Origin of the sequence: Alloalcanivorax venustensis, from assembly GCF_047495515.1 — a bacterium.
Classification (GTDB): Bacteria; Pseudomonadota; Gammaproteobacteria; order Pseudomonadales; family Alcanivoracaceae; genus Alloalcanivorax; species Alloalcanivorax venustensis.
Genome location: NZ_CP179934.1, coordinates 1,811,522 through 1,834,532 on the forward strand (window position 1 = coordinate 1,811,522; position 23,011 = coordinate 1,834,532).

The 23,011-nt window shown below is 65.3% G+C and carries 24 protein-coding genes; 15 read left to right on the top strand and 9 right to left on the bottom strand.

Going from position 1 to position 23,011, the window contains the following annotated elements; genetic code table 11:
- Positions 1–23: 23 nt before the first annotated feature.
- The 5 genes from ACMG4O_RS08595 (at position 24) to ACMG4O_RS08615 (ending at position 6,014) form a co-directional block, all read left to right on the top strand.
- Complete coding sequence (locus ACMG4O_RS08595; protein ID WP_414433585.1) at positions 24–1,223, top strand: acyl-CoA dehydrogenase family protein; 1,200 nt, start codon at positions 24–26, stop codon at positions 1,221–1,223.
- Positions 1,224–1,233: 10 nt separating this feature from the next.
- Positions 1,234–2,385, top strand: coding sequence for an acyl-CoA dehydrogenase family protein (locus ACMG4O_RS08600; RefSeq protein ID WP_414433586.1), 1,152 nt, complete (start codon positions 1,234–1,236; stop codon positions 2,383–2,385).
- 218 nt (positions 2,386–2,603) lie between these two features.
- The gene (locus ACMG4O_RS08605; RefSeq protein ID WP_414433587.1) at positions 2,604–3,635 is read left to right on the top strand and encodes an NADP-dependent oxidoreductase; all 1,032 of its coding nucleotides are present in this window, start codon (positions 2,604–2,606) and stop codon (positions 3,633–3,635) included.
- Positions 3,636–3,647: 12 nt separating this feature from the next.
- Positions 3,648–5,081 (top strand): DHA2 family efflux MFS transporter permease subunit, encoded by a 1,434-nt coding sequence (locus ACMG4O_RS08610; RefSeq protein ID WP_414433588.1) that lies wholly within the window; start codon positions 3,648–3,650, stop codon positions 5,079–5,081.
- 12 nt (positions 5,082–5,093) lie between these two features.
- Entirely contained in the window at positions 5,094–6,014 is a 921-nt protein-coding gene (locus tag ACMG4O_RS08615) for a ketopantoate reductase family protein (RefSeq protein WP_414433589.1), read from the top strand.
- A 177-nt stretch (positions 6,015–6,191) separates the two neighbouring features.
- Here the strand turns inward: ACMG4O_RS08615 and ACMG4O_RS08620 are convergent, their stop codons facing one another.
- The 3 genes from ACMG4O_RS08620 to ACMG4O_RS08630 all read right to left on the bottom strand — a co-directional run bounded on the left by ACMG4O_RS08620 (position 6,192) and on the right by ACMG4O_RS08630 (position 8,771).
- On the bottom strand, positions 6,192–6,653 hold the full coding sequence (locus ACMG4O_RS08620; RefSeq protein ID WP_414433590.1) for an REP-associated tyrosine transposase: 462 nt from the start codon (positions 6,651–6,653) through the stop codon (positions 6,192–6,194).
- Between the two features lie 331 nt (positions 6,654–6,984).
- Positions 6,985–7,743 (bottom strand): class II aldolase/adducin family protein, encoded by a 759-nt coding sequence (locus ACMG4O_RS08625; RefSeq protein WP_142948377.1) that lies wholly within the window; start codon positions 7,741–7,743, stop codon positions 6,985–6,987.
- A gap of 62 nt (positions 7,744–7,805) precedes the next feature.
- Positions 7,806–8,771, bottom strand: a complete 966-nt coding sequence (locus tag ACMG4O_RS08630) for an NAD(P)H-quinone oxidoreductase (RefSeq protein ID WP_067606571.1) — start codon at positions 8,769–8,771, stop codon at positions 7,806–7,808.
- Between the two features lie 29 nt (positions 8,772–8,800).
- Between ACMG4O_RS08630 and ACMG4O_RS08635 the strand changes: the two genes are divergently transcribed.
- Positions 8,801–9,826 carry an MBL fold metallo-hydrolase gene (locus ACMG4O_RS08635; protein ID WP_414433591.1) on the top strand — a complete coding sequence of 342 codons (1,026 nt, stop codon included), beginning with the start codon at positions 8,801–8,803 and terminating at the stop codon, positions 9,824–9,826.
- 362 nt (positions 9,827–10,188) lie between these two features.
- Here ACMG4O_RS08635 and ACMG4O_RS08640 read toward each other — a convergent pair whose 3' ends face one another.
- Positions 10,189–11,568 carry a hypothetical protein gene (locus ACMG4O_RS08640; RefSeq protein WP_414433592.1) on the bottom strand — a complete coding sequence of 460 codons (1,380 nt, stop codon included), beginning with the start codon at positions 11,566–11,568 and terminating at the stop codon, positions 10,189–10,191.
- Positions 11,569–11,745: 177 nt separating this feature from the next.
- Positions 11,746–12,897, bottom strand: coding sequence for an acyl-CoA dehydrogenase family protein (locus ACMG4O_RS08645; RefSeq protein ID WP_370212362.1), 1,152 nt, complete (start codon positions 12,895–12,897; stop codon positions 11,746–11,748).
- A gap of 114 nt (positions 12,898–13,011) precedes the next feature.
- Between ACMG4O_RS08645 and ACMG4O_RS08650 the strand changes: the two genes are divergently transcribed.
- The 6 genes from ACMG4O_RS08650 to hepT all read left to right on the top strand — a co-directional run bounded on the left by ACMG4O_RS08650 (position 13,012) and on the right by hepT (position 17,209).
- On the top strand, positions 13,012–14,217 hold the full coding sequence (locus ACMG4O_RS08650) for a 3-oxoadipyl-CoA thiolase (protein WP_414433593.1): 1,206 nt from the start codon (positions 13,012–13,014) through the stop codon (positions 14,215–14,217).
- A gap of 215 nt (positions 14,218–14,432) precedes the next feature.
- On the top strand, positions 14,433–14,885 hold the full coding sequence (locus ACMG4O_RS08655) for a MarR family winged helix-turn-helix transcriptional regulator (RefSeq protein WP_414433594.1): 453 nt from the start codon (positions 14,433–14,435) through the stop codon (positions 14,883–14,885).
- A gap of 99 nt (positions 14,886–14,984) precedes the next feature.
- Entirely contained in the window at positions 14,985–15,413 is a 429-nt protein-coding gene (locus tag ACMG4O_RS08660) for an organic hydroperoxide resistance protein (protein WP_194855632.1), read from the top strand.
- A gap of 15 nt (positions 15,414–15,428) precedes the next feature.
- Complete coding sequence (locus tag ACMG4O_RS08665; RefSeq protein ID WP_414433595.1) at positions 15,429–16,403, top strand: quinone oxidoreductase family protein; 975 nt, start codon at positions 15,429–15,431, stop codon at positions 16,401–16,403.
- 18 nt (positions 16,404–16,421) lie between these two features.
- Entirely contained in the window at positions 16,422–16,817 is a 396-nt protein-coding gene (gene mntA, locus ACMG4O_RS08670) for a type VII toxin-antitoxin system MntA family adenylyltransferase antitoxin (RefSeq protein WP_142948382.1), read from the top strand.
- Positions 16,802–17,209, top strand: coding sequence for a type VII toxin-antitoxin system HepT family RNase toxin (gene hepT / locus ACMG4O_RS08675; RefSeq protein WP_142948383.1), 408 nt, complete (start codon positions 16,802–16,804; stop codon positions 17,207–17,209). The genes mntA and hepT overlap by 16 nt, the downstream gene beginning before the upstream one ends.
- Positions 17,210–17,369: 160 nt before the next feature.
- Here the strand turns inward: hepT and ACMG4O_RS08680 are convergent, their stop codons facing one another.
- The gene (locus tag ACMG4O_RS08680; protein WP_414433596.1) at positions 17,370–18,593 is read right to left on the bottom strand and encodes an Ig-like domain-containing protein; all 1,224 of its coding nucleotides are present in this window, start codon (positions 18,591–18,593) and stop codon (positions 17,370–17,372) included.
- 198 nt (positions 18,594–18,791) lie between these two features.
- On the opposite strand from ACMG4O_RS08680, the gene ACMG4O_RS08685 reads away from it, so the two are divergent.
- Positions 18,792–19,406: an IMPACT family protein gene (locus tag ACMG4O_RS08685; protein ID WP_414433597.1), complete on the top strand. Its 615-nt coding sequence runs from the start codon at positions 18,792–18,794 to the stop codon at positions 19,404–19,406.
- 145 nt (positions 19,407–19,551) lie between these two features.
- Here the strand turns inward: ACMG4O_RS08685 and ACMG4O_RS08690 are convergent, their stop codons facing one another.
- Positions 19,552–19,707, bottom strand: a complete 156-nt coding sequence (locus ACMG4O_RS08690) for a hypothetical protein (protein ID WP_194855635.1) — start codon at positions 19,705–19,707, stop codon at positions 19,552–19,554.
- Positions 19,708–19,960: 253 nt separating this feature from the next.
- On the opposite strand from ACMG4O_RS08690, the gene ACMG4O_RS08695 reads away from it, so the two are divergent.
- The gene (locus ACMG4O_RS08695; RefSeq protein WP_414433598.1) at positions 19,961–20,359 is read left to right on the top strand and encodes a DUF1330 domain-containing protein; all 399 of its coding nucleotides are present in this window, start codon (positions 19,961–19,963) and stop codon (positions 20,357–20,359) included.
- Positions 20,360–20,414: 55 nt separating this feature from the next.
- Here ACMG4O_RS08695 and ACMG4O_RS08700 read toward each other — a convergent pair whose 3' ends face one another.
- Together ACMG4O_RS08700 and ACMG4O_RS08705 are read right to left on the bottom strand one after the other, a co-directional pair.
- A complete protein-coding gene (locus ACMG4O_RS08700; protein WP_414433599.1) occupies positions 20,415–20,717 on the bottom strand; it encodes a type II toxin-antitoxin system RelE/ParE family toxin in 303 nt (100 codons plus the stop codon).
- Complete coding sequence (locus tag ACMG4O_RS08705; protein WP_414433600.1) at positions 20,686–20,997, bottom strand: CopG family ribbon-helix-helix protein; 312 nt, start codon at positions 20,995–20,997, stop codon at positions 20,686–20,688. Before ACMG4O_RS08705 ends, ACMG4O_RS08700 begins: the two co-directional genes overlap by 32 nt.
- Before the next feature lie 232 nt (positions 20,998–21,229).
- Between ACMG4O_RS08705 and ACMG4O_RS08710 the strand changes: the two genes are divergently transcribed.
- On the top strand, positions 21,230–23,002 hold the full coding sequence (locus ACMG4O_RS08710; RefSeq protein WP_414433601.1) for an SLC13 family permease: 1,773 nt from the start codon (positions 21,230–21,232) through the stop codon (positions 23,000–23,002).
- Positions 23,003–23,011: the final 9 nt, after the last annotated feature.

The following is a 23,011-nucleotide window of genomic DNA, read 5'->3' on the forward strand; positions in this document are numbered from 1 at the left end:
CCGCCTAAGACACAGAGGTTATTATGGACATTAATTACACCGCCGAAGAGCGCGCCTTCCGTGACGAAGTGCGTACCTTCCTGAACGAAAAGCTGCCCAAGGACATCGCCAGCAAGGTGAAAGAGCACAAGCGCCTTGGCAAGGAAGACACCATCCGCTGGCAGAAAATTCTCAACGAGCAGGGCTGGCTGGCCCTGCACTGGCCGAAAGAGTACGGCGGCACCGGCTGGAGCCCGATCCAGAAGCACATCTTCGAAGAAGAGTGCGCGGAAGCCGGCGCCCCCACCGTGCTGCCGTTCGGCGTCAACATGGTCGCCCCGGTGATCATCAAGTTCGGCACCCAGGAGCAGAAAGACTACTACCTGCCGCGCATTCTGCGCAGCGACGACTGGTGGTGTCAGGGTTACTCCGAGCCGGGCGCCGGTTCCGACCTGGCCGGTCTGAAAACCCGCGCCGTGCGCGACGGTGACCACTACATCGTCAACGGCCAGAAGACCTGGACCACCCTGGGCCAGCACGCCAACATGATTTTCTGCCTGGTGCGCACCGACCCGGACGCCAAGAAACAGGAAGGCATTTCCTTCCTGCTCATCGACATGGAGAAAAGCGAAGGCATCACCGTGCGTCCGCTGATCACCCTGGACGGCGAGCATGAAGTCAACGAAGTGTTCTTCGACGACGTCAAAGTGCCGGTGGAAAACCTGGTCGGCGAAGAGAACAAAGGCTGGACCTGCGCCAAGTACCTGCTCACCTTCGAGCGTACCGGCATCGCCGGCGTGGGCAGCTCCAAGGCCGCCCTGGCGCACCTCAAGCAGGTGGCCCGCGAGCAGCAGGTCAACGGCAAGCCGCTGATCGAAGAGCCGCACTTCCGCAGCCGCCTGGCGGACGTGGAAATGGAGCTGATGTCCCTGGAAATGACCAACCTGCGCACCGTGGCCGCCGCCGAAGCCGGTGGTGTACCGGGCGCGGAAAGCTCCTTCCTGAAGATCATGGGCACCGAGCTGCGCCAGGAGATCACCGATCTGTTCCGCCGCGCCGCCGGCCCGCACGCACTGCCGTTCCTGCCGGAACAGCTGGCCGGTGATTTCGACGGCGAGACCGTCGGCCCCGAGTTCGCCGGGTCCGTGGCCAGCCGTTACTTCAACTTCCGCAAGCTCTCCATTTTCGGGGGCTCCAACGAAATTCAGAAGAACATCATCTCCAAGATGATTCTCGGTCTGTAAGGAGACGAACATGGATTTCAAATTCAGCGACGAGCAGCGCATGCTCGAAGAGACCGTGGGTCGTCTGGTCCGTGACAGCTACACCTTCGACGCCCGCAACAAGGCACTGGAATCAGAGCACGGCTTCAGCACCGACACCTGGACCCAGTTCGCCGAACTGGGCCTGCTGGGCGTGCCGTTCTCCGAAGAGGCCGGCGGCTTCAACGGCGGCGGCCCGGAACTGATGGTAGTGGCCGAAGGCTTCGGCCGCGGCCTGGTGGTGGAACCCTACCTGGCCACCGTGGTGCTTTCCGGCGTGCTGATCGACAAGCTCGGCAACGACGCCCAGAAAGAGCAGTACCTGCCGGCCATCATCGGCGGTGAAACCCGCTTCGCCCTGGCCAACTACGAAACCAAGGGTCGCTACGACCACCGCTTCGTGGAAACCAGCGCCAAGAAAGACGGCGACGGCTATGTGATCAACGGCGAGAAAGCCGTGGTCCTGCACGGTGACAGCGCCGACCAGCTGGTGGTGATCGCCCGCACCGGCGGCAGCGGCAACGACAAAGACGGCCTCAGCGCCTTCATCGTCGACGCCGGCGCCGACGGCGTCAGCCGCCGCGGCTACCCGACCATCGACGGCCTGCACGCCGCTGACATCACCTTCAAGGACGTGAAAGTCGGCGCCGACGCGCTGCTCGGCGACGAAGGCAACGCCCTCGACGCCCTGGAAGCGACTCTGGACCTGGCGCTGATCACCCTGTGCGCGGAAGCCTCCGGCGCCATGGAAGTGGCCTGCGACCAGACCCTGGACTACATCAAGGAACGCCAGCAGTTCGGCGTGCCGATCGGTAAGTTCCAGGCCCTGCAGCACCGCATGGTGGAAATGCGCATGGAGCTGGAAAAAGTACGTTCCATCACCATGCTCGCCGCCTGCAGCCTCGACGTGGAGCCGCAACTGCGCAAAAAGCGCATCTCCGCCGCCAAGGCCCAGGTCGGCAAATCCGGCCGCAAGGTCGCCGAGGAAGCGATCCAGCTGTTCGGCGGCATGGGCATGATGGAAGAGACCCCGGTCTCCCATTACGCCAAGCGCATCGTCATGATCGACCACTGGTTGGGCGACCGCGAATACCACCTCGGTGTTCTCGAAGACCTGATCGACGTGGACGACCACGCAGCGTGAAAAAAGGGCGGCCTTCGGGCCGCCCTTTTTAGTTAACTCGTAGGAGCGGGCCCCGCCCGCGAAAGGGGGCGAAGCCCCCGGCAGGATTCCAGAGCGCTTTATAAGCAGGTCACCAACAACCTCTCTGGCATCCTGCCGGCAAGCAAGCTTGCCTTTCGCGGGCAAGGCCCGCTCCTACAACGCTACTAACAACAATGTTTCTCGGGAGAGCTCCAACCATGACTACCAATCGTCAGATCATTCTCGCCAAACGCCCCACCGGCATGCCCGGTGACGAAAACCTCAAGCTCCAGGAAGGCGCCGTGCCCGAAGTGGGTGAGGGCCAGGTGCTGGTGCGCACCATCTATCTGTCCCTGGACCCCTACATGCGCGGCCGCATGAGCGCCGCCAAGTCCTACGCCGCCAGCGTCGAGGAAGGCTCGGTGATGGAAGGCGCCACCGTCGGCCAGGTGGTGGAATCGCGCAGCGGCGACTTCAAGCAGGGCGACTACGTGCTGTGCCCGGGCGGCTGGCAGGAATACTCCGTCAATTCGCCCAAGGCGATGCGCAAGCTGGACCCGGCCCAGGCGCCGATCAGCACCGCCGTGGGCGTGCTCGGCATGCCCGGCTTCACCGCCTACGTGGGCCTGGATGAAATCGGCAAGCCGCAGAAGGGCGAAACCGTGGTGGTGTCCGCCGCCGCCGGCGCCGTCGGCCAGGTGGTCGGCCAGATCGCCAAGCTCAAGGGCTGCCGCGTGGTCGGCGTGGCCGGCGCCGAGGACAAGTGCAAGCACGTGGTCGGCGCCTACGGCTTCGACGCCTGCGTCAACTACAAGGACGCCGACTTCCGCGAGCAGCTCGCCAAGGCCTGCCCGGACGGCATCGACGTCTACTTCGAGAACGTCGGCGGCGAAACCTTCGACGCGGTGATGGAACTGGTCAACGACTTCGCCCGCATCCCGGTGTGCGGCCGCATCGCCCACTACAACGACACCGCCATGCCGGAAGGCCCGGACCGTCTGCCCGGCTTCATGGGCAAGGTGCTGGTCAAGCGTCTGCTGATCAAAGGCTTTATCCAGTTTGATTACATCCACCGCCAGGGCGACTTCCTGAAAGACATGCCGGTGTGGATCAGCGAGGGCAAGGTCAAATACCAGGAAGACGTGGTCGAGGGTCTGGAAAACGCGGTCAGCGCCTTCCAGGGTCTGTTGCAGGGTAAAAACCGCGGCAAGCTGCTGATCCAGGTCGGCGACGACCCGACCAAAAAATAACGGGCAACTTCCATGCCCGAAAATCCCGCCATAGAGCGTCTGTTCGAGCGCTATGGGCCAGCCTATCGATGGTACGCCACCGTCACGGTGATGCTCGGCACCCTGTCCGTGGTGCTGGCCTCCACCATCATCAATGTGGCGGTGCCCACCATCATGGCCGAGTACCGTCTCGAACAGGACCAGGTGCACTGGATCGCCACCGGCTTCCTCGCCGCCATGACCGTGGGCATGCTGCTCAACGCCTGGGCGGTGGCGCGGTTCGGCTCCCGGCGTGCCTTCCTGCTCGCCATGGCGATCTTCATCATTGCCTCCCTGGTGGGCGGCGTCAGCAACAGCTTCGGCCTGCTGGTGCTCGCCCGCGTGGTGCAGGGTGTGACCGCCGGCATGATCCAGCCCCACGCCATGATCACCATCTTCCAGGTGTTCCCGCTGCACAAACGCGGCCAGGCCATGGGCATTTACGGCATGGGCGTGATCCTCGGCCCTGCCATCGCCCCCGCCCTGGGTGGCGTGCTGGTGGACGCCTGGTCCTGGCGGGCGGTGTTCTTCGTGGTGCTGCCCGCCTGCCTGCTGGCCATGGTGATCGCCGGGCGCTTCCTGCCCGACCACCGCGAGGACGAGGCGCCGCGTCTTGACTGGGCCGGGCTGATCCTGCTCAGCCTGGGGCTGGTGGCCACGCTCTGGGCGCTGGCATCGGGCCTGCGGCGCGGCTGGCTGGACCCGCTGCTGTTCAGCGCCCTGCTGGGCGGGCCGCTGCTGTTGGTCCTGTTCGCGCTCTGGCAACGGCGTTGCCCGAACCCGCTGTTCGATCTGCGCGTGTTCGGCGCGCCGGGCTTCACCGGCGGCTTCCTGCTGTCCATCGTCATGGGCGCCGGCGTGTTCGGCTCCACCTATATGATGCCGCTGTACTTCCAGCAGGTGTCCGGGTTCAGCGCCTCCAGCGCCGGCCTCATGCTGATGCCCGCCGGCCTCGCCATGGCGTTCGTGTTTCCGTTCGTCGGCTACCTCACCGACCGGATTCCCCTGGCGCGGATGATCGCCGGCGGCCTGGCGTTCTTTATCGCCAGCATGGTGATGATGCGCGCCGCCGACCAGACCACCGCCGCCGTCTGGCTGGTGGCCTGGGCCGCCCTGGGCCGGGTCGGGCTGTGGCTGATCATGCCGCCGGTGACCACCGGCAGCCTCACGCTGCTGCCGCCGGCTCTGATCCCCCAGGGCTCGGGCATCATCAATTTCGGGCGCCAGACCGGCGGCGCCATCGGCGTCAACCTCAGTGCCATCTGCGTACAATTCTTCAGTGACCGTTACTGGCAAGCTCACCCGGAGGCCGGTCACCCGCACGCCTTCGAGGTCGGCTTCGATGACGCCTTTCTGATGTTGTTGATTGTTTATCTGCTGGCGCTCTGGCCGCTGCGCTCCATGCGGCGAGGGCTTATTGCCAATTAGGAGAGTTTTTCAATGAGTAACCTGAAACCCCACGCCTTGATCATCGGTGCCGGCGCCATCGGCAGCTTCTACGGCGCCATCCTCAAGCGCGCCGGCTGCACCGTCAGCGCCGTGGTGCGTTCCGAATACGACGCCGTCAAAGCGCACGGCTTCCGCTTCGAGAGCCCGCTGGGCGACATTTCCTGGAAACCGGATCACCTCTACAAGGACGGCGACCGCCCGGACAGCACCCCGGACTACGTGATCCTCGCCACCAAGGTCCTGCCCGGCAGCGACCGCGCCGGCCTGGTCCGCCCCTGGGTGGGCGAGGGCACCAACATCGTGCTGATCCAGAACGGCCTCGACATCGAACGGGAACTGGCCGACGCCTTCCCCGACAACCCGATCATCAGCTGCCTGGCGTTCATCGCCGTCAGCCGTGTCGCCCCCGGTGAAATCAAGCACAACGCCTACGGCCGGCTGGTCATGGGCCGCTACCCCAGCGGTTTGGACAACCACTGCCAGGCCCTGAGCGACCTGTTCGTGGAAGGCGGCATCGACATCAAACTCACCGAGGAAGTGGTCCGCGAACGCTGGCTCAAATGCGTCTGGAACACCCCCTTCAACCCGCTCTCCGTGCTCGCCAACGGCGCCGACACCTACACCATGCTCGACACCCCCGGCGGCGAAAAACTGGTACGCGAAATGATGCAGGAAGTGATCGACGCCGCCGAAGCCGACGGCCACCCGCTGCCCCCGCAGATCATCGACAGCAACATCGACGGCACCCGCAAAATGCCCGCCTACAAAAACAGCATGGCGCTGGACTACCTCAACGACCGCCCCATTGAGCTCGACGCCATCCTCGGCAACGTGGTGGCCATCGCCCAAAAGCACGGCGTCCCCGTCCCCCGCCTGGAAACCATGCTCGCCGCCCTCCGCATGCGGGCTTAATGACTACATTGTGCGAGCGGGCTTTTGTGAGAGCCTTGTGGGAGCGGGCCCAGCCCGCGAAAGGCCGGCCACGCCGGCCGGCAGGATCCCAGAGACGTTGTTTGCGCTGCCGTTAGATAGCTCTCTGGGATCCTGCCGGGTGGCTATAAGCCACCCTTTCGCGGGCGAGGCCCGCTCCTACAAGAGCCAGGCGGAATCCCAATGCGGGTAGTCGCCGATATCGTTAACGAGGCCGGCGCGGAGGGGGTTGGCCACGATATAGCGGGCCATGGCCACCAGATCTTCTTCGCGGCGTAGCGCACGGTCATGAAAGCCGGCGTGCCAGAGGCGTTTGTTGTCGCCCCGGCCCGCGCGACGCCAACGCTGAGTGGTCAGAGATTTGGCTTTCTGTACGGTGATGGATAAATCGGCGTGCTCACGAAGCGCCATCAACCAGTGAACATGGTCGGGCATCACCACATAGCTGAGGGTGACCGCGTGCGCGGTGCAGGCACGCAAGGCCTGGACGAAGCAGCGGCCGCTTTGCAACGCGGCGAAGTGCGCATGCCGCTGATGACAAGTGATGGTGATCAGATAGACGCGCCCCGATTCGCTGACGCGACCGATACGCAAACGGTGGGATCGGGCCTTCCTTGGCATGAGTGATACCTCCTTTCCATTGGAGGCACCACGCTAACCGGCAGTGGCCCGATTCTCTGTCAGCCGAAGCTGATTTTCGTGTAGGAGCGGCCCCTTGTGGGAGCGGGCCTTGCCCGCGAAAGGGTGGCTTTGTGGGAGCGGGCCCTGCCCGCGAAAGGCCGGCTACGCCGGCCGGCAGGATCCCAGAGAGGTTGTTTTCGCTGCCTTTAGATAGCTCTCTGGAATCCTGCCGGCAAGCAAAGCTTGCCTTTCGCGGGCTAGGCCCGCTCGCACAAAGCCACCCTTTCGCGGGCAGGGCCCGCTCCCACAAAGGCCCGCTCGCACAACGCGATCAGGTGGCGTAGTCGCTGCCGATGCGCTCGAGCTTGCGGAGCAGGGCGGGCCAGGTGAGCTGGCTGGCCATGCCGAGCTGCTTGGACTGGTCGCTGGTGGTGTCGATGGCGGCCTGGGAGGGCAGGTAGGGCTCGCCCTGGCCCAGGGTGCGCACCTGGATCTCGCTGGCCTTCATCAGGAAGTACATGTAGGTGAAGGCTTCCGCCACGGTCTTGCCCACGGTCAGGGTGCCGTGGTTGCGCAGCAACATCATGTTTTTGTCGCCCAGGTCTTTGACCAACCGCTCGCGCTCGTCCAGGTTCAGTGCCACGCCTTCATAGTCGTGGAAGCTGATGTGGTCCAGGCACAGCATGGCGGTCTGGCTGAGCGGCAGCAGGCCTTCCTTGTGGGCGCTCACGGCGACGCCGTCGGCGGCGTGCAGGTGCAGCACCGCGCCCGCTTCCTCGCGGGCCATGTGCACCGCGCTGTGGATGGTGAAGCCGGCCGGGTTGACCCGGTTGGTGGCGCCGGGGTCGACGATCTCACCCTCGGAATCCACTTTGATCAGCGACGACGCGGTGATCTCGTCGAACAGCCAGCCGTAGGGGTTGATCAGGAAATGATGCTCCGGCCCGGGCACGCGCGCGGACAGGTGGGTGAACACCAGATCTTCCCAGCCGTACAGCGCCACCAGCCGGTAGGCGGCGGCCAGGTCCTTGCGCACTTCCCACTCGGCCTGGCTCATCTGGCTCTGGCGAGTCGCGGTAGCTTCGGTCATTGCGGCACCTCTTTTGTTGTGAAATAGTATTTCATTAATATAACAACAATGTTGATCTTATGTCAGTCGACCACCAACACGCGTTTGCCGCTGAAGGCGTCCTCGATCATGTGCGCGTGCGCCGCCGGCGCATCGCTGAACGGGAACGTCTTCAAGGGCAGCGGCCGCAGGCGGCCGTTGGCGAACAGCGGCGCCAGGCGGTCGTTGAACACATTGGCGATGGCGATGCGCTTTTCCAGCGGCTGGCTGCGCATGGTCATGGCGGTGAGCGTCTGCCGGCGCTGCATCATGCCGCGCAGGTCCAGCTCGGTCTTGGTGCCGCCCAGCACGCCGATCATCACCAGCGTGCCCTCGATGCGCAGGCCCTTGAGCAGCTGGTTCCAGTCCGGGCCCACCATGTCGAAGATCACCGCCACGCCGTCGCCGGTAATCTCTTTCAAACGCTCGGGCAGGGTGTCGTCTTCCAGCACGCCTTCCACCAGCCCCATCTCGCGGGCGGTGGCCAGGTTGTCCAGGTTGCGGCTCGAGCCGATCGGCCGCGCGCCCAGCGCGTTGGCCAGTTGCACGCCCGCCAGGCCGACGCCGGCGGTGGCCGGGCGCACCAGCACCCATTGCCCCGGCTGCAGACCGCCTTCCAGGAACATCGCCCGGTAGGCGGTCAGAAACGCTTCCGGAATGGTGGCGCCGGTGGCGAAGTCGATCTCGTCCGGCAGCGTCAGCGTTTCGCGCTCGTGGGTCACCAGGTATTCGGAATAGGCGCAGCCCGGAATCAGGCCCATCACCCGGTCGCCGACCTTGCGGCCCATCACCTGGCTGCCCACCGCCTCGATTTCACCGGCGTATTCCAGGCCCGGCACGCTGCTGTCGAAGCCCGGCGGCGCCGGATAGAGCCCCTTCACTTGCAAGATATCCGCCCGGTTCACGCCCATGGCGCGCACTTTCACGCGCACCTGGTCCGGTCCCGGCTCCGGTGTGGTCATGGACGCCAGCTTAATCGTGTGGTCGTCTTGGATTTGCCACGCTTGCATTCTCGTCTCCCTGCTACGGATGTTTTGTTATGACCGACCCGCTTCGGTACCCGTTCGATCAGGCCCCGGAACCCGGTCAGCGCCGGGAAGTGGCCCCCGGCGTGCACTGGTTGAACTTTCCTCTGCCGTTCGCCCTCGACCACATCAATTTGTGGCTGCTCGAGGACGGCGACGGCTGGACCCTGGTGGACACGGGTTTCTCATCCCGTCACACCCAGGAAATCTGGCGCACCGCCTTCCAGGATGCCCTGGGCGGGCGGCCCATCCACCGTATCATCGTCACCCACTACCACCCGGACCACATCGGCCAGGCCGGCTGGCTGGCGCGGCAGTTCCAGGCCCCGGTGTGGATGACCCGGGGCGAGTGGGCGCTCACCACCCAGCTGCACGCGGCCAGCGACCAGGAGATCGGCGACAACTTCCGCGCCTTCTTCGGCCGCCACGGCGTGCCCGGTGACGACCTGGACGCCCTGGCCGGGCGCGGCAACACCTTCCGCAAGATTCTGCCGGAACTGCCGCCGCAACCGGAAACCCTGGCCGCCGGCGACGCCGTCACCGTCAACGGCGACACCTGGCGGGTGCACATCGGCCGCGGCCATGCCCCGGAGCACATCTGCCTTTACCGCGAGCGCGACCAGGTGCTGATCAGCGGCGACCAGGTGCTGCCGAAAATCTCCAGCAACCTGACGGTGCGCGCGCTCGACCCGGAGGACGACCCGGTCACCGCCTTCACCGACTCCCTGCGCGCCCTGCGCGACGCCATGGACGAGGACACCCTGGTGCTGCCCGCCCACGGTCTGCCGTTCCACGGCCTGCACGCCCGGGTCGACGACCTCTGCGACCACCACCGCGAGCAGCTCGACGCCGCCGAGGACGCCTGCCGGCAACAGCCGATCACCGCCCACGATCTGCTGCCGGTGCTGTTCAAGCGCAAGCTCGACAGCCACCAGCTCATGTTCGCCATGGGCGAGAGCATCGCCCACCTCAACTGCCTGCTCGCCACCGGCCGCGTCAGCCGCCAGGAGCGCGATGGCCGCCTCTACTTCAGCGCCTGATTGTAGGAGCGGGCCCTGCCCGCGAAAGGCCGGCAAAGCCGGCCGGCAGGATTCCAGAGAGATCGGTGTGTGCCACCCGTTAAAAAGGCCTCTGGAATCCTGCCGGCAAGCAAAGCTTGCCTTTCGCTTGCAGGGCAAGCTCCCACAAAGGCCCGCTCCTACAAAGAACATACCCGCAAGAATGTTTTGTGCATTGTATAAAATGGCTGGGCGGCATTCCGCTGGGCGGCACTCCGCTGGGCGGCTTGCGCCGCCCGATGCAGGATGCAGGATTCAGGATACAGCGCGGATGAAGCCCTGCGGGTTAACGGGAACCGCTTTCCCCGCGCTGTATCCTGCATCCTGAATCCCCTGATCACCGCTCAATACAACCAATCCACCAAGAACAGCCAGGCGCTGATCAGCGGCAGCAGTAACAGGAAAAACAGCCCGTCCCAGCGCCAGGCCAGGGTATAGGGCGAGCGGCCGGTGAGCTGCGCCAGCACCATCATGGCGGCGGTGAACGGCGACGAGATCATCGCCAGGCTCCAGGCGCTCATCAGCGCCACCGCCAGCACCTGCGGCTCCAGGCCGATCACATGGGTGTCGGCGAACAGCCCGGCGATCAGCGTCACCGACACAATCGGGTTGAGCCCCACCTGCGCCAGCAGCAACACGATCAGCATCGCCGCCACCGCCGCCGGCGCGCCGTGCAGGCCGGTGGCGATCAGCAGGTCGCCGAGCCACGCCTGGTCCACCAGTGGAATCAACAAGCCGCCCAGGAACGCCGAGCCGCCCAGCACCGCGATCTCATTGCGGCTGGCGCCGAAGATCAGCCGCGAATGCCGGCCCAGCAGGGTCACCGCGCGCACCACCCCGGTGCCGCCCCCCAGCCGCCGCCGCTGCACCGCCATCCACGCCACCGCGCTCAGCGGGCAGGCGATCAGCACCGCCACCGGCAGCCGCACATCCAGGCCCAGGCTCACCGCGAACACCAGCACGGTGATGCCCAGCGCCAGCGCGATAAAGCGAAACAAGGGTTCCGGCGAGGGGCGCGTCACCACCGGCGCGGTCAGATGGCGCGGCCGCAGCCACCAGTCCAGCGCCCAGCCCAGAACGAACACGATCGCCGCGGTGGGAAAGGCCACCGGCGCCAGCTTCGACCAGCTCAGCTGCGGCATGCTGGAAAGGATCACCGCCAGGGTCACGCCCAGCGGCGACACCAGGGGCGCCAGCGAAAAGCCGCGCAGCATCGCCATGATCATGCGCCGCTCGCGCACCGCCTGGATCGCCCGGTCGCCGCCCGCCGCCTTGAGGCTGTTGCTGCGCTGGATCATGGCGCCGAACAGATTGAGCACGCCGATATTGACGATCATCCCGAACAGGGCGCTGCCCAGGGACAGGGTAGGGTAGCGCCAGGTCGGGCGCTGGCGGATCAGCACCTGGCCGGCGTCGCGGATCAACCGGGAACGCATCGCCGACACCCGCAGCAGCCCCAGGGCGGACACGAAGGTGGCGAAGAAACAGAAGCGATCCCAGGCGTCGACGAGAATCGGCAGGGGGTCGGAGTGGAATACGGCCACCAGCAGCGACAACAACACCGCCACCGTCTGCAGGCCCTTGGCGAGCAGACCCTGGCGGGGCCACTGGGTAATCAGATAAACCAAGAGTGCGGGCCGGGCTATCCATAGCCCGAACTCGCTGTCGGCGGTGAGCGCCATCAAGGTGCCGATCATGCAGATCGGCAAGGAAAATCTCAGCATTGTTATTTCACGGATCTTGTGGGAGCGGGCCCAGCCCGCGAAAGGGAGCGCAGCTCCCGGCAGGATCCCAGAGAGGTTGTTTATATCGCCATTAGAAAGGCCTCTGGAATCCTGCCGGCAAGCAGAGCTTGCCTTTCGCGGGCGAGGCCCGCTCGCACAAGCAAAGCCAGCTTGCCGCTAAGACGCGTCGCGAACCATGCCCCGGGCGATGACGATCTGCTGGATCTGGGTGGTGCCTTCGTAGATCCGGAACAGCCGCACGTCGCGGTAGAAGCGCTCCACCGCGTACTCGGCCATGTAGCCGGCGCCGCCGTGAATCTGCACGGCGCGGTCCGCCACCCGGCCCACCATCTCGGCGCAGAACAGCTTGCAGCAGGAGGCATCGAGGCTGACGTTCTTGCCGGCGTCCTTGCTGCGCGCCGCTTCCAGCACCATGGAACGGCCGGCGAACGCTTCCGCGCGGGAATCGGCCAGCATCGCCTGAATCAATTGATGGTCCGCCAGCGGCGCGCCGAACTGCTTGCGCTCCATGGCGAAGCGCAGCGCGTCCTCAATCAGACGCTCGGCCACGCCCACGCACACCGCGGAGATATGCAGACGGCCCCGGTCCAGCACCTTCATGGCGGTCTTGAAGCCCTGGCCTTCCTTGCCGCCGATAATGTTCTCGGCGGGCACCCGGCAGTCCTCGAAGGTGATGTCGCAAACGTGGGCGCCTTTCTGGCCCATCTTCACGTCCGGCTTGCCGCGGATCAGCCCCGGCGTGTCGCCTTCCACGATAAAGGCGGTGATGCCGCCGGCGCCCTTGTTGTTCTGGTCGGTGCGCGCCATCACCGTGTACAGGCCGGCTTCCGGGCCGTTGGTGATGTAACGCTTGGTGCCGTTGAGAATGTAGTGGTCGCCGTCCTTGTCCGCGCGGGTCTTCAGGCTCGCCGCGTCGGAGCCCACGTCCGGCTCAGTCAGACAGAACGAGCTGATCACTTCGCCGGTGGCCAGGCGCGGCACGTACTTCTGCTTCTGCTCTTCGGTGCCGTCGATCAGAATGCCCTGGGCACCGATGCCGTTATTGGTGCCGAAGAAAGAGCGGAACGCCGGCGAGGTGTGGCCGATCTCGAACGCCACCAGGGCTTCCTCTTCCATGGTCAGGCCCAGGCCGCCGTACTCCTCGGGAATCGACAAACCGAACAAACCCATCTCTTTCATTTCCCGGGCAATGTCCTCGGGAATGGCGTCATTCTCGGCCACGGATTGCTCCGCCGGAATCAGGCGGTCGCGGACGAAACGGTGGATGGTATCGACGAGCTGGTTGAGTACTTCCTGGTCGCGAATCATGGGCGTTGTTCTGTCGTTGGTTTTAGTCAGCGTATTGCATCAAACTCTGTCACGACCTATGCTTTTCGTCAAGTTTCGGAATTGTGTTCCGCTTAGCGGACGAGGACCTTATTCATGCTCGACGCCTACATCTACGACGGCCTGCGCACCCCCTTCGGTCGCCACGCCGGCGCCCTTGCGCCGGTCCGTCCGGACGACCTGCTCGCCGACGTCATCCGCGCCCTGATCGCCCGTAACCCCTTCGACCCCGCCCTGATCGAGGACGTGGTCGCCGGCAACACCAACCAGGCCGGCGAAGACGCCCGTAACGTGGCCCGCCACGCGGCGCTGCTGGCCGGGCTGCCGGAATCCGTGGCCGGCCTCACCGTCAACCGCCTGTGCGGTTCCGGCCTGGCCGCCACCCTGGACGCGGCGCGCATGGTCACCGTCGATGAAGGCCAGCTGGTGATCGCCGGCGGCGTCGAATCCATGAGCCGCGCCCCGTTCGTGATGGCCAAGGCGGAAAGCCCCTACAGCCGCAGCATGCCGATGTTCGATTCCACCATCGGCGCGCGCTTCCCCAACCCCAAGATCCTCAAGCAGTTCGGTGGCGATACCATGCCGGAAACCGCCCAGAACGTGGCGTCCGATCTGGGCATCAGCCGCGAGCAGGCGGACGCCTACGCGGCTCAGTCCCAGCGCCGCTACGAAGAGGCCCGCGTCGACGGCTTCTTCAAAGAGGAAATCCTGCCGGTGGAAGTGCCCCAGGGCCGCAAGAAGCCGCCGCTGTCGGTCAGCGAAGACGAGCACCCGCGCCCCGGCACCGGCGTCGATAAGCTCGCCAAGCTGCCCGCCATCGTCGATGGCGGCGTGGTCACCGCCGGCAACGCCTCCGGCGTTAACGACGGCGCCGGCGCCCTGATCATCGGCTCCCGCGCCGCCGGCGAAAAAGCCGGCATCGCCCCCCGCGCGCGCATTATCGCCGGCGGCGTCGCCGGCGTGCCGCCCCGCGTCATGGGCCTGGGCCCGGTGCACGCCTGCAACAAAGTCCTGGAGCGCGCCGGCCTCACCCTCGCCGACATGGACGTGATCGAAATCAACGAAGCCTTCGCCGCCCAGGTGCTCGGCTGCTGCAAGCAGCTCGGCCTGCAAGGCGACGACGAGCGCCTCAACCCCAACGGCGGCGCCATCGCCGTCGGCCACCCGCTGGGCGCTTCCGGCGTGCGCGTGGCGCTCACCGCCCTGCGCCAGCTTGAGCGCACCGGCGGCCGCTACGCCCTGGTCAGCCTCTGTATCGGCGTCGGCCAGGGCGTCGCCATGCTGATCGAACGCCAGGCCTGAATCGCTTGCCGGGGCCCTGTGCGAGCGGGCCCCGCCCGCGAAAGGGTGGCTTATAGCCACCCGGCAAAGGTTGCCCCGCAGGATCCCAGAGAGGCTGTCCTGCGGGGCAACCTTTGCCGGGAGCTGTGCTCCCTTTCGCGGGCAAGGCCCGCTCGCACAAAGCCCCCACGAACCTATTCCTTGCCATTAGATAGCGCGCTATTTAATATCGCGCTATGACTAATCGCACCGACACCCTGCTCAAGCTCGACCTGCAGGTCTGCTTCGCCCTCTATTCCACCAACCTGGCCATGGCCAAGGTCTACCGGAAACTGCTGCGCGAGCTGGACCTCACCTATCCCCAATACCTGGTGATGATGGTGCTGTGGGAGGAGGGCGCCGACAGCGACGACCCGCTCAGCGTGTCGCGCATCGGCGAGCGCCTGTTCCTGGATTCCGCCACCCTGACGCCGCTGCTCAAGCGCCTGGAAAGCGCCGGGCTGATCGCCCGCCGCCGCGCCGCCGACGACGAGCGCCGCGTGGAAGTGCGCCTCACCGACCAGGGCCGCGCCCTGCGTGAGCGCGCCGAAGCGATCCCCGAAGCGGCGGCCTGCGCCAGCCAGTGCGAGCCAGAAGAACTGGCGGCCCTGAAAGCCCAGCTCGACGACCTCCGCCAGAAATTATCGTAGGAGCGGGCCCTGTGGGAGCGGGCCCCGCCCGCGAAAGGGTGGCTTATAGCCACCCGGCAGGATTCCAGAGCCATCTCTCAAACCCAAAGGAGAACCACCATGTCCGTAGAAAAAATCCTCTACCAGGCCGAAGCCCGCGCCACCGGCGGCCGTGACGGCCGCGCCGTGTCCAGCGACGACCAGCTCAACGTCAAACTCACCACCCCCAAGGCCCTCGGCGGCGCCGGCGGTGAAGGCACCAACCCGGAGCAACTGTTCGCCGCCGGCTACGCCGCCTGCTTCCTCGGCGCCCTCAAGCTGGTCGCCGGCAAAGCCAAGGTGAAGCTGCCCGAAGACACCCACATCGACGGCAAAGTGGGCATCGGCCCCGACGGCCAGGGCTTCGGTCTCGCCGTCACCCTCAGCGTCACGCTGCCCGGCCTGGAGCAGGCGCAGGCCGAAGAGCTGGTCAACACCGCCCACCAGGTGTGCCCCTACTCCAACGCCACCCGCGGCAACATCCCGGTGGACCTGGAAGTACACGTTTAGTAAGCAGGAGGCACCATGGCGACAGCGATGATCATGCACGAAGCGGGCGGGCCGCAGGTGCTGCGACCGGAAACGGTCACGGTGGGTGAGCCCGGCCCCGGCCAGGTGCGTCTCAAGCAGACCGCCATCGGCGTCAACTTCCACGACATCTACGTGCGCTCCGGGCTCTACCAGACCCTGACGCTGCCGGGCATTCCCGGGCTGGAAGCCGCCGGCGTGGTGGAAGCGGTGGGCGAGGGCGTCACCGCGTTCGCCGCCGGCGACCGGGTCGCCTATACCTCCGGCAACTACGGCGCCTACGCCGACCAGCGTCTGATCGACGCCGGCCGGCTGGTGCGCCTGCCGGACGACATCGACGACGTGCTGGTGGCCGGCATGATGGTGCGCGGCCTCACCGCCCGCATCCTGCTCACCGACGTCTTCCCGGTCCGCGAGGGCAGCATCATCCTGGTCCAGGCCGCCGCCGGCGGGGTCGGGCAGTTGCTGTGCCAGTGGGCGCGCCACCTGGGCGCCACCGTGATCGGCACCGTCGGCAGCCAGGACAAAGCCGAGCGCGCCCGCCGGCACGGCTGCCACCATGTGATTCTCGACCGGGAACAGAACGTGGTGGACACCGTCAAGCAGCTCACCGACGGCCGCGGCGTGGACGTCGCCTACGACTCCGTCGGCAAGGACACCTTCTACGATTCCCTGGCCTGCCTGGCCCCGCGCGGCCACCTGGTCAACTTCGGCCAGTCCTCCGGCCCGGTGGAGCCGCTCGCCATGCCGCGCCTGGCCGCCGGCTCCTTCACCGTGGTGCGGCCCATGCTCGGCCACTACACCGCCGACCCGGCCGACCGCGACGCCGCCGCCGACGCCTTCTTCCAGGCCCTGCGCGACGGCATCCTCACCCCCGACGACCCGGTCCGCTACGCCCTCCAGGACGTGGGCCAGGCCCACGACGACATGGAAGCCCGCCGCACCCACGGCGCCGTCGTCCTGATGCCATAGAGATGCTATTCTCGGACAATGATACCGACAGACACAGACCAATTTATTAAAGCAGCACTCCAGCCGTTCAGTCCCCGGCTGGTAGTGGTGTTTGGTTCGATGGCTCGTGGTGAAGCGACTGCCGCCAGTGATTTGGATATCGGTGTGATGCTGGAAAGTCCGCTAACCGTTGAGCAGCGGCAGGCCATGATCAAGGCGCTCGCCGGTGCTTTGGGACGTTCTGTGGACTTGGTGGATTTAAACCGTGTCGGAGAACCCCTGCTCGGACAAATCTTGAAAGAAGGGCGGCGATTGCTGGGCGCGCCGACCCATATGGCGATATTGCTAAGCCGCCACCTAACCAATGGCGAGGATTTTATCCCGCTGCAGAAACACATTCTGGAAACACGGCGGCGCGCATGGATCAAGTCATAATCGACCAAAAACTTGAGTCGCTGCGACGTTGTGTGCGCCGGCTCCATGAGCGTTGTCCGGATACGCCTGAGTTGTTGTCCGAGGACCTGGACGCTCAGGATATTGTGTCGTTGAATCTTACCCGGGCGATACAGCTTTGCGTTGATATAGCGGCCCATTGGCTCGCGGATCAAGACGATCTGGGTGCGCCGCAAACCATGGGCGAGACCTTCTCGCTGTTGGCGCAGGGCGACAAAATTCCCCAAGAGCTGGCTGACCGTCTTAGAGGCGCGGTCGGTTTTCGCAATATCGTCGTCCATAATTATGAAGCGGTGAACTGGAACATCGTCTTCCAGCTTTGCCACGAACATCTGGATGATTTCCGGGACTTTGCCCGCGCCTTCTCGGCCTGAACCCTCCAACCCTGATCCCAGAGACCTCTGGTATCCCGCCGGGAGCTTCGCTCCCTTTCGCGGGCGAGGCCCGCTCCCACAATTTCGCTCGCACAAATAAAAACGGCCCGCCGAAGCGGGCCGTGGTGCGCCCCCAAGGCGCGTAACCGGCAGGTCGGGATCAGGGCGCGCCCGCAGGGCAGCCACCGTCGTAGTCGGTGGGAAAAATCCGTGAGATCAGACCGTGCAGCGCCGGATCGTAGCTCTCCAGCTCCGCACGGGTATTGACGCTGTTGTGCAGCCCGTTGGGCGGATCGGACTCCAGGTTGGCGTTGAACCAGGTCTGCACCCCTTCCGCCCAGTACTCTTCCACGTTGTCGTCCGCGTAGGTGTTCTCAAACAGGTTGTTGGCGACGGCATCGTCGTAAGCCGCCTGCAGCGCGTCGAGGAAGTCCGGGTCCAGGTCTTCCAGCGCCATCAGGTCCACCGAGTGGGCGAACTCGTGCAGGAAGATGTCCTCGTGCACGCCGCCGTCCTGATACGGGTCGTTGCCGTAGCACAGCACGTTCTCCTCGGTGCCGCTGCTCACCGGCCGCGCCTTGGTGGCGCCCAGGCCGCCGCGGGCGCGGTTGTCCCAGGTGTCGCCGGTGATCGGGAAGACGGTATCCAGGTCCGAGTAGGCGGGAATCTGCGTGATCCCCTCGCCGTCGCCGGTCACCGCCGCGATCGTGCCGTTGGCGATCATTTCCGCCAGCAGATCCTGGCGCAGGCTCATCATCCCCAGAATGGTCTCGCAGGCGTGGGTCAGCGCCGCCGCCGACACCAGATTACCGCCCAGCACCGGCAGGCCGTTGGCGTCCGCGTATTGAGAATAGTAGGCGTCCTGCTCCGCGTTCAGGTTGAGGCTCGCGGGCACCGGGCCCACCGCGCAGGTGTAGTCGGCCACCGCGTTGGCGGTGAAATCCCAGCTCTGCGCCGCGTCCAGCGCGTCGCCGGACTGATCCGTGATGCCGTCCAACGTCACCGTGTACGCCTGGCCGTCCACCAGATCCGCATTAGGTTTGAAGATCACCACCGAGCCGTCGTCGCTGTAACTGAAGGTGCCGTCCACCTCATTGACGCCGGCGGTGACCATGAAGGAATCCCGGTCCACGCTGGCCGGGTCCACCGGCGCCGAGAACACCGCCACCACCGGGTAATCCGCCTTCTGCGTGGCGCCGTCAACCGGGCTGTTGGACGCCAGCGCCAGGCCGCCGGCGTCGGGCCCGCCGCCACCGCCGCCCGTGCCCCCGGTACCGCCGCCGCCACTGCTGCCGCCACCCCCACCGCAGGCGGTGATCGCCAGGACCAGAGCCCCCATCAGCACGGTGCCGCCGCGCCGGCGCGTAAAAATCGTCGTTTCCATGTCGCTTCCAGTTATCCGCTTTTGTTGTGCCGAAGACACTACGGACCGGCGACAACCGTTCACATCCCCTAATCAGGTAGGGCTCGAGCCTTGTGGGAGCGGGATTTGTGGGAGCGGGCCCAGCCCGCGAAAGGGCGGCAAAGCCGGCCGGCAGGATCCCAGAGCCCTCTCCAGCAAGGTCTCTGCTATCCTCTCTCAATGACTTACCCAACCCCCGCCGGCCCCGTCGACCGCGAACTGATCATCAACAAAAGCCGCTTCATCGCCTGGCTGCGCCCGGTCCAGGACCGCGACCAGGCCCAGGCCGTGCTCGAGCAGGCCCGCGCCCGCTACCCGGACGCCAGCCACCACTGCCACGCCTGGCTGATCGGCGACCCCCAGTCCGGCCAGGGCGCCATGAACGACGACGGCGAACCCTCCGGCACCGCCGGCAAGCCGATCTTCAACGTGATTCAGCACAAAGGGGTGGGCGACGTCATGGTGGTGGTCAGCCGCTACTTCGGCGGCGTCAAACTGGGCGCCGGCGGCCTGGTGCGCGCCTACGCCGGCGCCGCCGAAGCGGTGCTCTCCGCCATGCGGGTCACCGAACAGATCCCCGAGCAGACGCTCACCCTGCAGCTCGGCTTCGCCGACGAGCAGCCCCTGCGCCACTGGTGCGACCAGCACGGCGCCCGCCTGGAAGAGATCCAGTACAGCCAGCAGGTGACGGCCCGCGTCACCGCGCCGGAGCAATACCTGGACGACCTCCGCGCCTTCTGCGCCGCCAACGGCCTCCTTGTAGGAGCGGGCCCCGCCCGCGAAAGGCCGGCCTAGCCGGCCGGCAAGATTCCAGAGAGGTTCCTTGATAGTCCGACCCATTGCCTCCGGTGGCGCCCATAGAATTGGCACCGGCGGGGAGAGGTTTAAAATTGAGGATAGAGCCGGGGGTAGGGCGGGAGTGCTGCGCCCGCTGAACAGGCTATTTAGCGGCTTCAGCTTCAGCGATCAGACGCTTCTGCCGTTCGGTGGCCCGCACCAGCACGTCTTTATAGACCTGCTTGCGCTCAGCCGAAGAGGCATTGCGGATAAAATCCGAGAAACGGGTGCTGGAAACGGTCTTGGGCTTGTCTGACATAACTGACACCTATCTCGGGAGGAGCATCTTCTACATGCCACTATCACAAAGGAATCCTACTAGAGAGAGGCTTACCTATCTATTGTGCTCGTTGTGATCCGAAATGTAGAAATCTTACATGATCTTATCAATCTATCGTGTCCTTCTGCTCCCGCCGCAAGGCCGCCCATGGAATTGGCGCATCTCACCATTGGCGGCGGGGCGGGGAAGGGGCAACCTGATTGCCAATAATCAAAATCAAGGAGAGCACATCATGCCCGTCGTCGACCCGGATCCGAAACGCCTGCCGGACATCCTCAAAAGCATTCCCGCCGACACCCCCATCGTCATGCTCAACCTGCTGCGCTTCCGCGACAAAGCCCGCTACAAGGATGGCGAAGCCGACTACGACGGCCGCGAAGCCTACCGCCGCTATTCCCTGGTGGCGTTCGAGAAGGTCAAAGGCGTGGGCGGCGAAATGCTGTGGGCAGGCGACACCCTGGCCGGCGTGATCGCCCCGGAAGGCGAGCGCTGGGACGAAGTGCTGCTGGTGCGCTACCCGTCGATCCAGGCGTTCGCGCAAATGCTCGCCGACCCGGAATACAAGCAGGCCACCAAGCACCGCACCGCCGCCCTGGAAGAGGCCCGCCTCATTTGTAACCGGGAGAAATAGGAGCGACAAGCTGCAGGCAGGTCGTGCCGGCAGCTCTTGAATCGCGGTCAGGCTCTCAGGAACGGTTCGCGTCGCCAGCGTTCGACGGCGGCCACTGCCTGGCCGTATGAACGACGTTCAGCACGCGAACCTGGTCTCCGACAAGGTCGTAAACCATCATGTAATTCTCGTGTACCACGGCTTCCTGGGTACCAGGAACCCGGCCAACCCGCCCGCTTTCGGGGTGATCAATCAATAGGGCGGCGCGCTCCGAGAACAAATCATCGATGGCAATTGCCGCGGGCGGGTTCTTTTCCTCAAGGTAATCGTAAATCTTGCTACGGTCCTCAATCGCTTCTTCTGTCCAGAAAATCTCCATCCTCTTCCCTTATTAGATTGGTCCGGGTTACGGCACGGCGCGCCGCAAAGCGGGCCTCCACATCCGCCGCCGGGACCAGGTTGCCAGCGTCCGCCGATGCCCTCGACTGCTCCACCTTCGTGGTGAGCCAGGCGTCGTAATCCGCGGCTTGTTGTTTCTGACGTATGTAGGCCCTCATAAAATCGCGCAGGAGTTGAGCCCCGCTGCGATCATCGGCCTTCGCCAGCCTCGAAAACTCATGCTTCAGGTCGTCTTCGACCCGGAAGGTCATGGTGCTCATGGGTATTCCTCATTTCTCATGTGATATAGCCAATGTGTTATCTGGCATGTGCATTGTAACACATGGTATCGAAAACGGTGCAGGAAAAGGGGATTGCCTTTCGCGGGCAAGGCCCGCTCCTACAAGCGGCCTGTTATAAGTAAAGAACAAACTCACAGTTGCAGGTTATAAAGGCACAGGTACCATCGCTCTCTTCGCAACCTGCAACTTTTAGCCCGGTGCTTGGCTGTCCATGACCCCCGAAATGATCTACACATCCCTGGTGGTATTCGCGGTGCTGGCGGCGCTGGCCTCCAACCGCGTGCCCGCCGAGGTCACTATGATGGCCGCGCTGGTGGCGGTGCTGGTGGGCGACGTGATCACCGTGGACCAGGCCCTGGCCGGCTTCGCCAACCCGGGGCTGATCACCGTGGCGGTGCTCTATGTGGTGGCCGCCGCCCTGCGCGACACCGGCGCCATCTATTGGGTGGCCCACAAGCTGCTCGGCCAGCCCAAGAGCGCCCTGGGCAGCCAGGCCCGGCTGATCCTGCCCACTTCCATCCTCAGCGCCTTCCTCAACAACACCACCGTGGTGGCGATGATGATCCCGGCGGTGCAGGAGTGGGCCCAGCGCCTGAAGCTGTCCGCCTCGCAGCTGCTGTTGCCGCTCAGCTACGCCGCCATCCTCGGCGGCACCTGCACGCTGATCGGCACCAGCACCAACCTGGTGGTGGACGGCATGATGCAGAACCGGGGCATCGAAGGCTTCCACATCTTCGATATGGCCTGGGTGGGCGTACCGCTGCTGATCGCCGGTTCCGTATTTCTGCTGCTGTTCGCCCGCCGCCTGTTGCCCGAGCGCGAAGGCCTGGTGGAGCAGGTCGAGCAGGCCCGCGAATACCATGTGGAAATGGTGATTCCCGAAGGCAGCCCGCTGCACAACAAAAGCATCCAGGACGCCGGGCTGCGTAACCTCACCCACGGCTACCTCACCGAGATACAGCGCGGCGACAAGCTGTTCACCGCCGTCGGCCCGGACCAGCTGCTGCAGGCCGGCGACCAGCTCGCCTTCATCGGCGCCCCGGAGTGCGCCCGCGAGCTGCAGCGCGTCAACGGCCTGATCCCCGCCCACGGCGGCGCCCACAAGCTGCGCCTGAACAACCACCAGCGCTGCCTGGTGGAGGTGGTGCTCGGCCCCGAGTTCCCCGGCGTCAACAAAACCGTCAAGGACACCGGCTTCCGCACCCGCTACCAGGCCGCCATCCTCAGCATCAGCCGCGGCGGCCGCCGCCTGCCCGGCAAGGTCGGCGAGCAGGTGCTACGCACCGGCGACACCCTGCTGCTGGAAACCAGCGACACCTTCGTCGAGCAGTACCAGTACCGCCGCGACTTCATGCTGGTCAGCCCGCTCAGCGACTCCACCCCGCCGGACTTCAGCCGGGCGCCGCTGGCCACGGTGATTCTGGTGGCCATGGTCGGGGTCAACGTGATCGGCCTGGTGTCCGTGCTGGAGGCCGCCTTCCTGGCCGCCGGCCTGCTGCTGGTTACCCGCTGTGTCACCGTCAACCGGGCGCGCATGAACGTCAGTGTCAATCTGCCGGTGTTGGTGGTGATCGGCGCCGCCTTCGCCCTGGGCACCGCCCTGGAGCAGAGCGGCACCGCCGCCTGGCTGGTCGACGCCATGCTCGCCGACAGCATCCAGAGCCCCTGGCTGGCCCTGCTGCTGGTGTATCTGATCACCGCCCTGTTCACCGAAGTGATCACCAACAACGCCGCCGCCGTGCTGGTGTTCCCCATCGCCACCGGCGTCGCCGAGCAGCTCGGCGTCAGCCCGCTGCCGTTCATCGTCGCCGTCATGTTCGCCGCCAGCGCCAGCTTCATGACCCCGCTGGGCTACCAGACCAACCTTATGGTTATGGGCCCCGGTGGCTACCGCTTTACCGATTACCTTAAGATCGGCGTACCCATGAGCCTGGTCGCCCTCGCCGTGACCACCTCGCTGATCCCCCTGATCTGGCCGTTTTAGCGCCCTGCG